Consider the following 13,740-nt stretch of genomic DNA (forward strand, 5'->3'; position numbering starts at 1 on the left):
TATGTCAGATGCACATTCTGTTCATTTGCTACTATGAAACTCCGTACCCTCTCCTTCCTCACGGCCCTCGCCCTGTTACTCCTGGCCGGCTGCCGCGCTGGTGGCCCTGGCAACCCCGCCCGCACCGTTGCTGAATTTTTCAGCAAGTATGAAAACCGCCCCGGTTTTAAAGCTACCGACTGGTCGGCGGGGCTTACGACGCGTTTGCTACTCGGCCGTATTGGCAAGCTTGGTGGCGAAAACGACATCAGCCAGGCCCTATCGGCCGTGCGGAGCGTGAAAGTCCTCACTTTCGCCCCTACTACTTCTAGTGCCCGCGAGCTGGTAGCAGAAGGCCTCACCAAGGAAGTGGATGGCTTGCTGGCCAACGAACGGTATACGCCCCTAACTACCTCTGCTACCGACCAGACCGCCGTGCTTCGCTACTCAGCCCGCCAGCAGGGCGACCGAGTAACGGAGTTTGTAGCTACCGGCAATGTGCAAGGCGCCCCTGATTCCTTTATGCTGATTTCGGTGGCTGGCAACTTCACCCGGGAGCAAGTCAATCAGCTTACCAAGTTTTTGCCTAGCGTAGCCGGCGAGCTTGCCCGATAACGGTTCTAGTTTTTTCTTCTACTTACTTGGCCACTCCACTCCTGGGGTGGCCTTTTTTGTGTTCCGTATCCAGCAATGGAAGCTAGCCTAAAAGCCTTAGGGCTTATTAACCCCGTGAGGGTATACGTTGCACATTCATTGTTTCCTGCTTGTTCTAGCGGCATTGCCACGTACCGTTTGCCAGCCTACTTCTGCTACCAGTCCACTACAGCTAGTGGCTGACTCGTACTAAGCCTTGCCGTCAGGCACAGTTGAGCCCACACTTATACTGGTATACTTACTACATCAGCACAGTGACAGCAGAGAAGAATCAGAAGCTAACAGGGGTACACGGCCAACGGACTAAGGCCGCTTAGTTTGTCTTAGTAAACCTACAGGCACAAAAAAAGCGGCGCACCTTTCGGTACGCCGCTTTTTAGCTATGCGCAGGGCCGGTTAGGGCTGAGGCGCGTTCGGGATGTAGAACTCGAAGCGGAACTCTACGCGACGGTTCTTTGACATGTTGTTTGACGAAGTGTTCGGAGCAGCTGGCTCAGATTCGCCACGACCTTCCGTAGTTACACGGGTGGGGTCAACTTGCTTGCCAGTGAAATAGCGCTTCACCGAGCTAGCACGACGCTCCGACAGGCCTTGGTTGTACTCGTCGGTACCGCGTGAGTCAGCGTGGCCGATTACCCGGATGCTATACTCGGGGTGATCTTTCAGCGCCTGTACCATTTTGTTCAGGGCAGGGTACGAAGTACGCTTAATTACCGTGCTGTTGGTCTCGAAGCGGATAGGCTGCTCGAGTTTCCGGATGGCCGGATCAATTTGCAGCGGGCAACCCGTGCTATCTACGCGGGCACCACGAGGCGTATCGGGGCACTTATCAGCAGCATCTGGAACACCATCACCGTCGGCATCAACTACCAGCGGGCAGCCGTTGGCGTCTACTTGCGTACCGGCAGGAGTGTCGGGGCACTTATCGTTCTTATCTGCTACGCCGTCACCGTCAGCATCTGGGCAGCCGCGCAGGGCAGGTAGGCCAGCCTGGTCAGGGCATTCGTCGTCTTTGTCAGCTACACCGTCGTTGTCACGGTCAGGGCAGCCTTGCAGAGCCACGGTACCAGCTTCGGTGGGGCACTGATCTTGGTAATCTGGAACGCCGTCCTTATCGCCGTCAAGCGGGCAGCCGTTCTCGTCTACTTGTACGCCCGTGGGTGTATCGGGGCACTTGTCTTTGCGGTCTGGAACACCGTCCTGGTCGGCGTCCTTGGCTTTACCAAAGGCAACGGTTAAGCCTACCGTGTGCTGTAGGAACTTGTCGTCCCACTTGTTGTCGTCGCGGGCGGGGTCGCCGTCGATGTTAGCATTCAGCGGAATGTGCTGACCGGTTTGTACAAACAGGCCTACTGCATCGGAGAGGCGGAAGTTGATACCAGCGGCCCCAAACAGGTCGAAGTAGCTCTTGTCCTGGTCGGTGTTCTCAGTGCGGTTGTTACGAACAATGTTTCCTTCGCGGCTCGTGTACGTCCAGCCGGGAGCGGCCAGCAGGTAAGGGCGAATGAAAGACTCTTCTTTCAGCAGCTTGAATTTCAAGCCCAAGTTCACGTTTACTACGTTGGTAGCGAAGTTGCTACCATAGTAAGGAGCGCCTACGGGAGCGTTTTTCTTAAACTCTACGTAGTTGCCACTCAGCATCAGGTCGAGGCCCGAGGTGAGGTAACGGTTGATGGAAATACCAGGACCGTATTTGTTCTCGCTCCACTTCCAATAATCGGAACCGAAGTTGCCTTTGTACTGAAAGGCATTACCGGTTAGGCTAATGGCCGTCTTGCGGTCGGCGGTCTGGGCTTGGGCCCGCGGGGCCGCCGCCAGTAGCGTCAGACCCAAGGCCGTTGAAGTTGCTAAAAGGTGTCTCATAGGAGCGAAGTTAGGTGGAAGAAATATCACCGCTTAAGATGGGCTGCACAGGAACAGCCATATCCCAGCTAAGCAGCCTATACCCCGCCTTCGAAAATAAAGTTGTTGAATTGTCGGAAAAAACCCCTTCCAGCCCACAAACCGAGTGGTAATGAATAGGACTACAAGTATTTATATAGTTCCACAGTTGTATTCGAAATCCTGCTTCAAAGTATTTACCAATAAAACTATTCCTAGAAACAGGGATTTTATCGGTTACGCAAAAAAAATAGGACAACCATCCGGTCATCCTATTTTTTACTGCTTCAATCCTCTGTTTGGGGTTTCGCTGCTACCGGTTGGCTTGCATCAATCGCTCAATATCGTCTACTTCAAGAGGGATATTTTTCATGAGGTCCTCGTTTCCCGAATTGGTAATGAGAATGTCATTTTCGAGACGAACACCCAATCCTTCTTCGCGGATATAAATACCCGGCTCGCAGGTATACACCATGCCTGGCTCGAACACGCGATACTTGGCGCCCACGTCGTGCACATCAAGGCCAAGGTAGTGCGAAGTGCCGTGCATGAAGTACTTCTTATATAAAGGCGCGGCCGGATCTTGGTTGCGCACATCAGACTCATTCAGTAGGTCTAGCTTGATAAGCTCTTGCTCCATGAAGCTCCCTACGGCAGCGTGGTACTCCTCAATCTGATTGCCGGCTATGAGCTTGCCGGTGGCAAACTTCATTACGCGCAATACCGCTTCGTATACGTCGCGCTGGCGCTTCGTGAACTTCCCATTCACCGGGATGGAGCGTGAAAGGTCGGCGGCATAGTTGGCGTACTCCGCGCCAAAGTCCATGAGCAGCACGTCGCCATCCTTGCATTCTCGGTCGTTGCTCACATAGTGCAAGATGCAGGCGTTGGCACCCGAGGCAATGATGCTACCGTAAGCGGGGCCGCGGGAAGCATTGCGCAGAAACTCGTGGGAGATTTCGGCCTCAATTTCATACTCCATCACGCCGGGTTTCACAAAGCCCAGCAGGCGGCGGAAGGCCTTATCGGTAATGTCGCAGGCGCGGCGCATCAGACGAATTTCCTCGTCGCTCTTGATGGCCCGCAGGTGGTGCAGGATGGGCGCGGCCCGGCGGTACTGGTGCAGCGGGTAGGCCTCACGCAGCCACTTGCCGAAGCGGGCGTCGCGGGTTTCTACCTCCACCACGGCCCGAATGTGCTCGTTAGAATTCAGGTACACGTTTTCGGCCTCGTTCATAAGAGCCGGCAGCACCGTTTTGAAGGACTCAAGCCACATAATGGTGCGCACGCCGGTTTGCTCGCGGGCTTGCTCTTTGGTCAGCTTATAGCCTTCCCACACCAAAATATGCTCGCTGGTTTCTTTTAGAAACAGAATTTCCCGGTACTGGGGCAGGGCGGCATCTGGGAAGATTACCAGGATGCTTTCTTCCTGATCTACGCCCGAGAGATAAAACAGGTCGCTGTTCTGGCGGAATGCCATCGTACCGTCGGCATTGGTCGGCATGATGTCATTGGATTGGAAGATGGCCAGGGAGGCCGGGGGCAGCTGCTGGGTAAAGCGGCGGCGGTTCTGAATAAACAGGTCGGGCGAAATTGAGCCGTAGCGCATGGGCACAAAGCAAAGTAAAGTGGCACAAACGGAAGCCGCCGAAGCGGCCGGGGCAAGTTAGGCAGTTCCCAGCGGGTTTGGCTTATGAATGGCTCCGTAGCGTATCTTTCTAGCGTTCGGCTGGGTTTGGCTCCGAAGGGAGGGAAATAGTTGTGGCTACCCAAGCCGCCGCTTTCCGGGGCTAGCCAACTAGAGCTAGCAGGCTACGCTGCCCTGGTGCATGTAGCGAACCGCTCACCCGTGCGGTATCTTTGCCCTTTGCTTTTCCGTTGCCATGCCTGCTTCGTCCCGCCCTGCCGTTCTCCTTATTCAAACTGCCTTCATCGGCGACGTGATTTTAGCCACGGCGCTGCTGGACTACCTGCACCGCACCGAGCCCGACACGCCGGTAGACTTTTTGGTGCGCAAAGGCAACGAGGGCCTGCTGAAGGGGCACCCGCACGTGCGGCACGTGCTCATTTGGGATAAGAAGAAAGAAAAGTACCGGGGCTTGTGGCACCTGCTCCAGCAAATCAGAAAAACACCTTATGGACGCGTGGTTACGCTCCAGCGGTTTGCATCCACGGGCTTTCTCACGGCTTTCTCAAATGCTGCGGAACGCGTGGGCTTCGACAAAAACCCATTCGCGTTCCGCTTCACGCGAGCCGTACCGCACGTGCTCGGCGACGGTGTGCACGAAGTAATGCGCAACCTGCACCTGCTCGACCTAGCCTATAACGGCCCCACCATTCCGCCCCACCTCTACCCTACCCCTCCCGACGAAGCATCCGCTAGCGAGCTGGCACGCTTGGCGGCGGGTGGGCCCTACATCTGCATTGCGCCTACCTCGGTGTGGTTTACCAAGCAGTTTCCGGAAGAGCAGTGGCTGAAGCTGCTAGCGGCACTACCGCCTCGCTACACTGTATTTCTGCTAGGTGGCCCTCCCGATGTAGAGGCTTGCGAGCAGCTCCTGGCGCGCACTACCCGAGCCAACGTGTTTAATCTGGCGGGCAGCATGTCCCTGCTGGCTTCGGCGGCGCTTATGCGAGGGGCCGTGCTCAACTACGTCAACGACTCGGCCCCTATGCATCTGTGCTCGGCAGTAGGCGCTCCGGTTTGCGCGGTGTATTGCTCCACGGTGCCCGCCTTTGGGTTTGGGCCCCTCAGCCCATTTTCTAGGGTAGTAGAAATTCCCTACCCCCTGGAGTGCCGGCCCTGTGGGCTGCATGGCTACAAAGCCTGCCCCCTGGGCCATTTCCGCTGCGCCCATGATATTCAGACCAGCCAACTCCTGGCCGTACTGGCCGAGCGGGAGCAGGAACTGGCGTAAGGTGCGCTTAGTTGCTGGCAAATGGGTAGTGCGCCCTTGCTGTACCAGCATGCCGCTAGGGCTTGAGTAGGGAGTGCGGCTGCGTACCTTTGCAACTTCCTGAAACCTACCGGCCGGGCTGGATGGTTATACAAGGCCGGAGCAGTAGTATACGCTTCGGCTTATCGTCTTTTAGACCTCACACAATGCCTGACTACGACCTGTACGAGTTGCCTAATGGCATCCGGGTTTTACATAAAACTGTTCCGCACACCAAAATTGCGCATTGCGGCTTCCTGCTCGACATTGGCTCCCGCGACGAAAAGCCAAGTCAGCAAGGCTTGGCGCATTTCTGGGAGCATATGGCCTTCAAGGGTACCGAGAAACGCAAAAGCTTCCACATCCTCAACCGCCTAGAGACGGTGGGCGGGGAGCTGAACGCCTATACCACCAAGGAGAAAATCTGCTTCTATGCTTCTCTGCTAAGCACCCACTTCGAGCGGGCTTTTGAACTGCTGACCGATCTTACTTTTCACTCGGTATTTCCCGAGAAAGAGATTGAGAAGGAGCGCGGGGTGATTCTGGAGGAAATGTCTATGTACCACGATGCTCCCGAAGACGCCATCATCGACGACTTCGACGACGTGGTATTTGCCCACCATTCCTTGGGGCATAATATTCTGGGGACCCGGGAAAGTGTGAGTGGCTTCCAACAGGCCGACTTTCGGCAGTTTCTGGCCGAAAACGTGCGCACCGACCGGTTGGTGTTCAGCTCCGTGAGCAACCTGCCCTTCAAGGATGTGAAGCGTATGGCCGACAAGTACCTGGCACCCATTCCGGCCCAGCTGGGCGAGCGTCCCCGCCGACCGTTTACCAGTTACCAGCGGCTGGAGCGTATCGAGCGCAAGCCTATTACGCAGGCTCATTGCCTAATTGGGGGCCCAGCCTACGCCATTGAGGACGAGCGACGCATTCCGTTTTTCCTGCTGAGTAACCTACTAGGTGGGCCCGGCATGAACTCCCGCCTCAACTTAGCCGTGCGCGAAAAGTATGGCCTGGTGTATACCATTGATGCTACCTACTCGCCTTATACTGATACAGGCCTGTTCGGCATTTACTTCGGCACCGAGAAAAAGCAAGTGAACCGCACCATTTCGCTGGTGCAGAAGGAGCTAAAGCGCCTGCGCGAACAAGCCCTGACAACTACTCAGTTGCACAACGTGAAGGAGCAGCTCATGGGTCAGTTGGCAATGGCGGAGGAAAGCAACGGGGGGCTTATGCAGCTCCTTGCTAAGAGCACCCTCGATATTGGGCGGGTAGAGTCGCTCAATGAAATTTTCGAGCGGGTGCGCCGGATTACAGCCCCGGAACTACTAGGGCTAGCCAACGATATTCTGCACGAGGACAACCTGAGCGTACTGCAATACGTGCCCGAGTAACCTCAACCGCTAGCTTAGGGGGGAGGTAGTGGGGCTAAGCCACGGCCCAGCGTAGCGTATTGCTACCGGCGTGTCCTGGCTAGCTCTACCTTCCTGCTCCGGCTCTTTCCTCCTACCTATCCGCCATGCCCATCTTCGGTCATATTAGCTACTACCGGCCCGGTGACTTGTTTGCCAATCGGCTGGAGTTGAGCCGGGCCGGGCTGCACCGACCTACCCGGGCGGGTGTAAGCGGCAGTGAAGCCGAAGGCGCCGACTCCATTATCCTGGCCGACCAGTATGAAGATGACGATTTTCGCGAGGAGGAAATTATCTACTCCGGCAGTGGTGGCCGCGACCCACGTACGGGCAAGCAGGTAACCAACCAGGAAATGACGGGCCGCAACCTACTGCTGCGCTACAGCTTAGAAACCGGGCGGCCCGTGCGGGTTTTTCGCAAGGTGCCTACCGAAGCCAGTACGAGCTACCGCTACGAAGGCCTCTACCGCGTAGTAGGCGCTGTTTATGAAGCAGGTAAGGCGGGTTTTCTGGTTTGGAAATTTCGCCTGCTCCCCATTTCCTAACCTTATCTACTGGGCCCACCTGAAGCTGTCTTGTAGAAGACAGCTTCAGGTGGGCCTTTTGTGGTAGCATAACACCTTATTTTCCCACGCATGTACTCCCCCGACGAAGCTCAACTCTACGCCGACCAGCATACTACCGCCGAAAGCCCCCTCCTCGCCCGCCTCAACCGCGAAACTCACGTGCAGCTGCTGCACGCCCGCATGCTGTCGGGGCACGCCCAGGGCCGCTTGCTGAGCATGGTGAGCCATATGGTGCGCCCGCATCGGGTACTGGAGTTGGGCACCTTCACGGGCTATTCGGCGCTGTGTTTGGCGGAGGGGCTGGCCGCCGAGGGCGTACTCCACACCGTGGAGCAAAATCCAGAACTCGAAAGCCGCATCCGGCGCTACCTGCGCGAAGCCAGCCGGGAAACCCAGATTCAACTGCACATTGGCGACGCGCGCACTATTTTGCCTACGCTGCACGAACCCTGGGATTTGGTGTTTATTGACGCCGACAAGATCAACAATGACACCTACTACGAATTGGTCTTACCCCAGGTGAGGCCAGGAGGGTTCGTGCTGATCGACAATGTACTTTGGGGCGGCAAAGTGGTAGACTCCTACCCCGTCAAGCCCTCCGATAAAGACACGCACGCAGTCCGCGCCTTCAACGACAAGGTGCAGGCCGACGAACGGGTGGAGAACGTGTTTCTTCCCCTGCGTGATGGATTATTGCTAGTGCGTAAAAAATAGAAATACGCTGCTTAGGGGGTAGCACTGGACTTTCTTTGCTTTTTATGGATTTAAAGCGCCGCGCGCATTAAACGCGGCGTGGTCTTTTGCGTCTATTGCGGCTAGTGGTTCATCCTCCCCTCGTTTATGCCAAAACATCTTCTACTTATTTTACTGCTGCTGTGGGCCAGCGTTGGGGCCGCGCAGGCTCAGTCCTCCGTGAGCGGGCGCATTCTGGACGGTAAGGATCAGTCGCCTTTGATTGGGGCCAACGTACTGGTGCGCAGCCTCTCCGCCGACTCCGTAAAAAGCGGGGCCGCCGCCGATTCTGATGGCAACTTCACGGTAGCAGGTCTGCCCGCTGGACGTTACGAGCTTTCGGTTTCTTTCCTGGGGTACCAAACTTTACAGCGCCAATTCTCGCTGGCGGGCCAGCCAGTAGCGCTCGGCACGCTCAGTATGTCGTCGGGCGGAGTAGCCCTTAAGGGAGTGGAAGTGGTAGGCAAAGCTGCCGCCGCCGTGCAAAAGGGCGATACGTCGCAGTTCAACGCTGGCTCTTACAAAACCAACCCCGACGCAAATGCGCAGGACCTCATCACCAAAATGCCGGGCGTCACGGTTGACCCCGCTTCCGGCAAGGTGCAGGCCCAGGGCGAGCAGGTACAGCGCATTCTGGTAGATGGCAAAGAGTTTTTCGGCAACGACCCCGACGCCGTGCTCAAGAACATCCCGGCCGAAGTTATCGACAAGATTCAGGTGTATGACCGCGCCTCCGACCAAGCCCAGTTCACGGGTTTCGACGATGGCAACCAGCAGAAAACCATCAATATTGTCACTAAGCCCCAGTTCCGCAATGGTCAGTTTGGGCGGGTGCAGGCCGGGTATGGCCCTCAGGACGACCGGTACCAAGTCAGTGGCAACATCAACCAGTTTAAGGGCAAGCAGCGCCTTTCCGTGGTGGCCCAGAGCAACAATATCAATCAGCAAAACTTTGGCACCGAGGACTTGCTGGGGGTAGTAGGCAACTCGCGCCAGAGCGGTGGGGGCGGCCAGGGCCAAGGCGGCGGCCGGGCCGGCGGGGGCGGTGGTGGCGGCAACGCCAGTGACTTCCAAGTGGGCCAGCAGGGCGGCATTTCAAAAACGCACGCTATCGGCCTCAACTACTCCAACATGTGGGGCACCAAGACGGATGTGCAAGGCAGCTACTTCTTCAACCTGAGCGACAATACCGCTAGCAGCAACTTGCTACGCCGCTACGTGGCTCCAGGCGGCCTCAGCCAGGACTTGCGCTACAGCGAGAACTCACTGAGCACTAGCCGCAATATCAACAACCGGTTCAATATGCGCCTCGACCACAAGTTCGACTCGCTGAACTCGCTTTTGTGGCGGCCCAGCCTCTCGGTGCAGCGCAACACCGGCAACAGCCTGCTCGACGGCCGCACGTTTGAGGTAGCGGCCAGTGAAGCAGAGCAAAGCCAAGGGGGCAACAACAGCTCCTACCGCTCGGCCCTCACGGGCATTACAGCAGGCAACCAGCTCCTGTACCGCCACCGCTTCGTGAAGAAGGGCCGAACGGTATCCGTGGGGTTGAACACCACCTACAACGACAAAAACGGCGACAACACGCTGCTTTCCAATACTTCCTCGGTTGATACGACGGGCGCTACCCAAACGGCCCTGCTCAATCAGTTCTCCGAACTGACCCAAACGGGTTGGGCGTGGAATGGCAACATCAACTACACGGAGCCGCTGGGCCAGTACAGCCAGTTGCAGGCCGAGTACCGGGTATCCTATACTCCCAACGATTCTGATAAGAAGACCTACAACTTTTCGCCCGGCGAGCAAGAATATTCCCTTCTCAACGATACGCTCAGCAGTGTATTCGAAAGCCGCTACCTCACCAACTCTGGGGGCCTAACGTACCGGTTTCAAAACAAAGAGTTTCAGTGGATGGCCGGCGCCACAGTGCAGCACGCCCAACTCCGTAGCGACCAAACTTACCCGCGGCCGGCCCTTACAGAGCGCACCTTCCTGAACGTGCTGCCTAACGCTATGGTACGCTACAACTTCTCGCGCCAGCAAAACCTGCGTTTGAACTACCAGATGCGCACCAACTCGCCTAACATCAGCCAACTGCAAGAAGTAGTCAACAATGCAAACCCGCTGCAGCTCACAACGGGCAACCCCAACCTGCGCCAAGAAAACCAGCACAATCTGTTTCTGCGCTACTCTTCGGCCGTTCCAGAGAAGTCAACCTCCTTTTTCGCCTTGCTGAGCGGCTCCTACACGAATAACTACATCACCAATAGCACCGTGTACGCCGCCAGTGGGCCCGTTACGTTTGAAGGCATTGTAATTCCGGCCGGTGGTCAGCTCACGCGCCCCGTCAACCTGGATAAGCAATACAGCCTACGGTCCTTCATCAACTACAGCTTGCCGCTGAGCTTCATCAAGTCTAACCTCAACGTGAATGCCAATGCTACCTACTCCCAGTCGCCGGGCTTGGTGTTTGGCGAGTTGAACTATAGCCGCACGCCTTCTGTGGGCCTGGGGGTAGTACTGAGCAGCAACGTGAGCCCCGAGCTAGACTTTACGATTTCCTCTAATTCCAGCCAGAGTTACGTAAGCAATACCCTGGCCAGCCAGGTAAACCGCCAGTACTTCCGGCAGAATACTTCCCTGCGCCTCAGCTGGATTCTGGCCAAAGGCATCACGCTACAGTCCGACATTCGCCATCAGCTGTACACGGGTCTGACGGCGGGCTACAACCAAAACTTTGTGCTCTGGAATGCGTCCCTGGGCAAAAAGATATTTGCAAAGCAGCAAGGCGAAATTAAACTCTACGCCTTCGACCTGCTAAAGCAGAACAACAACATTCAGGTCAACAACACGGCGGCCTACTTTGAAACGACGCAGACCAACATCCTGCAGCGTTATTTCATGGTGATGTTCACGTACAACATTCGTTCCTTCAACGGTGCCAGCCGCGACGACACAGCGCCTGGTGAAGAGCGCCGCCCGCAGGGGCAGCGCCCAGGCGGCTTCGGCCCACCCGCTGGTGGGGGACGTCCGGGCGGCTATGGCCCGCCTGCGGGGGGCGGCATGTAGCCTTCACTCTCCTTTGTTCTAAACACTATAGCAACGCCGTCGCCTCACCGCGGCGGCGTTGCTGCTTGTACGAAGGGTTTGCACGCGCACCTCATTCGCTACTTTTGGCGCCGGCTACAGCTTAGAAATTTACTTTCTGGCTTGCTGAGCAAGGTACTGCCGAGGCAGTAGGGCCGTCGGGATAGAATCAGTACGGCGCCAAGTAGTATTCTACCATTCTGTTGTACTTGGCGCAGGACATGGCCAACTCCCCTGATTTTTCTTCTACTTTGTAGGCACAAAGCCGGCTACGTGCATGTGCAGGGCCCGCGTGTTGCCTGTTTTTCAATGAAACGACTTGTATTCTTCCTGTGCGGCCTGCTGCCTCTGCTCGCCGCCGCTCAGTCGGTGCCAGTACCGCGCACCGTGGACGTGGCCGGCTTGCACCTGCGCCTCACCGATGGCGGCCGCCAAGCCGTGCAGCAAAAGGTAGACGCGTTGCGGCGCCACCCCGCTTCATTCCAGGCCCGCGTAATTCTGGCCGATGCCTATTTTCCCCTCATCGACCGGGTATTTCAGCAAGAAGGCCTTCCCCTGGATTTTCACTTCTTGGCCCTCCAAGAAAGCGGCCTGCAGGGTGATGCCCAGAGCATTCATGATGCGGTGGGGTACTGGCAGTTTAAGCGCGAATCGGCGGCCGACTTTGGGTTGCTGATGAACGACGCTGTTGATGAGCGCAAGCACATTACGGCCTCTTCTAAGGCCGCTGCCCAGTACCTGTTGCGCAATAACAAAACCTTTCATAACTGGGTCAACTCTCTGCTGAGCTACAACCTGGGGCTTACGGGTACCAAGCCCTACACCCTGCCCACCGACTACGACGCCACGGATGTCGAGCTAACGGAGCAGACCCACCCCTACATTCTCACGTTCGTAGCTCACAAGCTGGCCTTCGAGTCGGCCGTGGGCCTCAACACCAAACCCCCTCTGCTGCTGCAGGAGTTTCCGGCCCCCGCCGGGCAACCCTTGTCCATCATGGCAGAAGGCTTGCAGCAAGAGCCAGCCGAGCTAGCGAAGTACAACCGATGGCTGCTGGCACCCACCGTACCCACCGACCGGGTATACACCATGGTGGTCCCCATCACCGACCCCATGCAGATGACGGCGCTAGCGGCCCAGCAGAAAAACGCTACGGCTGGCCAACTGCTGAACAAGCCCACCCCCGACCCCGAGGATGCGGAGTTTGTGCGCGTGAATGGGCTGCGGGCGGTGGTTGCCCTACCCGGAGACACCAAAGAGTCATTGGCTAAGCGGGCCAAGCTGAAGATGCGCAAGTTCATGCAGTACAATGACTTGTTTGCCTTTGACAACATTGTACCCGGCCAGCCTTACTTCGTGCAGAAGAAGCGCGACAAGGCCGAAGTAGAATATCACGTAGCCCGCCCCGGCGAAAGCGTTGCTACCGTATCGCAGAAGTACGGCATGCGTGCCAAGGCTATCTGGAGCAAAAACCGCATGCCGCGCAACGAGGAACTGCGCCCTGGCCGGGTACTGTGGCTGCAGCACACACGCCCGAAAAATGTACCCGTGGAGTATGCCGACGGCAATAATGCTACGGCCCTGGCGGCTTTCGAAAAGCCCGTTGCGGCAGCTTCTGCCCCTGCTAAGCCCCAAGTGGAGAAGGAACCGTATCGGGGCCGCACCGCCGAGGCAATGCGGGTGCTGGAAGACACTACCTCTGAGACAGAAGACACCTCAGCCAACGGTACCGTGGTGCAACCCGACAGCGCAACCGACGACCACACCGAAAACTTAAACGAGCTTCCACCGGCACCTACCCAGCCGGCTCCTACTACCGCTTCTGCTCCCAGCGTTTATACCGAGCGCCCTGCTAGCCCGGCCGCCGCTGCTCCGGCGCCTCGCAAGCCCTTACCAACGCCAGCACCCGTAGCCGATGAGCCCCGCGAAACGGAGGAAGAGCCCGTACCCGCAGCCACTCCTACCCCAGTACCAGCCCCAAGGCCCACTACACCAACGCCTGTGGCGCCGCCAGCTACCTCCCCTCCTGCTCCGGCGCCTACGCCCGTGCCTACGGTGGTGGAACCCATACCGGCTAGCGGCCTGCACACCGTAGAGCCTAAGGAAAACCTATATTCCGTAGCACGCCGCTTCTCCCTGCGCCCGGCCGATATTTTAGCGTGGAACAACTTGGCCCCGAACCCGAGCCTGCGCATCGGGCAAGTGCTCCGCGTAGCGCCCCCCACCAACAGTGCTCCTCCTGCCTCGCCGGCCCCTACCTTGCCTGTTACCAAGCCTATTCCCGCTACGCCGGCTCCTACGGCCCCTGCTGCTACCCGCCACACAGTACAAAAGGGGGAAACCCTGTACAGCATTGCCCGCCGCTATGGCGTAAAGCCAGCCCAGTTACAGGAGTGGAATAGCAAGCCCGATATGGGGGTTAAGATTGGAGAAGTTCTTATAGTTCAGGCGGCGCAGTAAGGCAGCACTACGGGCGTACCCTTCCCT

General features: G+C 57.3%; 9 protein-coding genes. 7 read left to right on the forward strand and 2 right to left on the reverse strand.

Translation table 11 applies throughout. The annotated features are described in order from the left end of the window. The first annotated feature begins 33 nt into the window (after positions 1-33). Positions 34-594: a DUF4252 domain-containing protein gene (locus tag CHB83_RS05365; RefSeq protein WP_045687590.1), complete on the forward strand. Its 561-nt coding sequence runs from the start codon at positions 34-36 to the stop codon at positions 592-594. A gap of 435 nt (positions 595-1,029) precedes the next feature. On the opposite strand, the gene CHB83_RS24285 is transcribed toward CHB83_RS05365, so the two are convergent. Beyond that, positions 1,030-2,496 carry an OmpA family protein gene (locus tag CHB83_RS24285; protein ID WP_089331935.1) on the reverse strand — a complete coding sequence of 489 codons (1,467 nt, stop codon included), beginning with the start codon at positions 2,494-2,496 and terminating at the stop codon, positions 1,030-1,032. Positions 2,497-2,827: 331 nt separating this feature from the next. Beyond that, positions 2,828-4,123, reverse strand: a complete 1,296-nt coding sequence (locus tag CHB83_RS05375; protein WP_045687592.1) for an aminopeptidase P N-terminal domain-containing protein — start codon at positions 4,121-4,123, stop codon at positions 2,828-2,830. A gap of 274 nt (positions 4,124-4,397) precedes the next feature. On the opposite strand from CHB83_RS05375, the gene CHB83_RS05380 reads away from it, so the two are divergent. From CHB83_RS05380 to CHB83_RS05405, 6 genes are all read left to right on the forward strand, one after another. Then, positions 4,398-5,432 (forward strand): glycosyltransferase family 9 protein, encoded by a 1,035-nt coding sequence (locus CHB83_RS05380; RefSeq protein WP_089331936.1) that lies wholly within the window; start codon positions 4,398-4,400, stop codon positions 5,430-5,432. Between the two features lie 185 nt (positions 5,433-5,617). Next, complete coding sequence (locus tag CHB83_RS05385) at positions 5,618-6,850, forward strand: M16 family metallopeptidase (protein ID WP_045687594.1); 1,233 nt, start codon at positions 5,618-5,620, stop codon at positions 6,848-6,850. A gap of 125 nt (positions 6,851-6,975) precedes the next feature. Further along, positions 6,976-7,413, forward strand: a complete 438-nt coding sequence (locus CHB83_RS05390) for a YDG/SRA domain-containing protein (RefSeq protein WP_089331937.1) — start codon at positions 6,976-6,978, stop codon at positions 7,411-7,413. 90 nt (positions 7,414-7,503) lie between these two features. Beyond that, positions 7,504-8,148 carry an O-methyltransferase gene (locus tag CHB83_RS05395; RefSeq protein WP_089331938.1) on the forward strand — a complete coding sequence of 215 codons (645 nt, stop codon included), beginning with the start codon at positions 7,504-7,506 and terminating at the stop codon, positions 8,146-8,148. Positions 8,149-8,274: 126 nt separating this feature from the next. Next, complete coding sequence (locus CHB83_RS05400; protein WP_089331939.1) at positions 8,275-11,235, forward strand: outer membrane beta-barrel protein; 2,961 nt, start codon at positions 8,275-8,277, stop codon at positions 11,233-11,235. Between the two features lie 327 nt (positions 11,236-11,562). Beyond that, positions 11,563-13,713, forward strand: coding sequence for a LysM peptidoglycan-binding domain-containing protein (locus CHB83_RS05405; RefSeq protein WP_089331940.1), 2,151 nt, complete (start codon positions 11,563-11,565; stop codon positions 13,711-13,713). Positions 13,714-13,740 lie beyond the last annotated feature (27 nt).

The organism is Hymenobacter mucosus (assembly GCF_900188255.1).
Lineage (GTDB): Bacteria > Bacteroidota > Bacteroidia > Cytophagales > Hymenobacteraceae > Hymenobacter > Hymenobacter mucosus.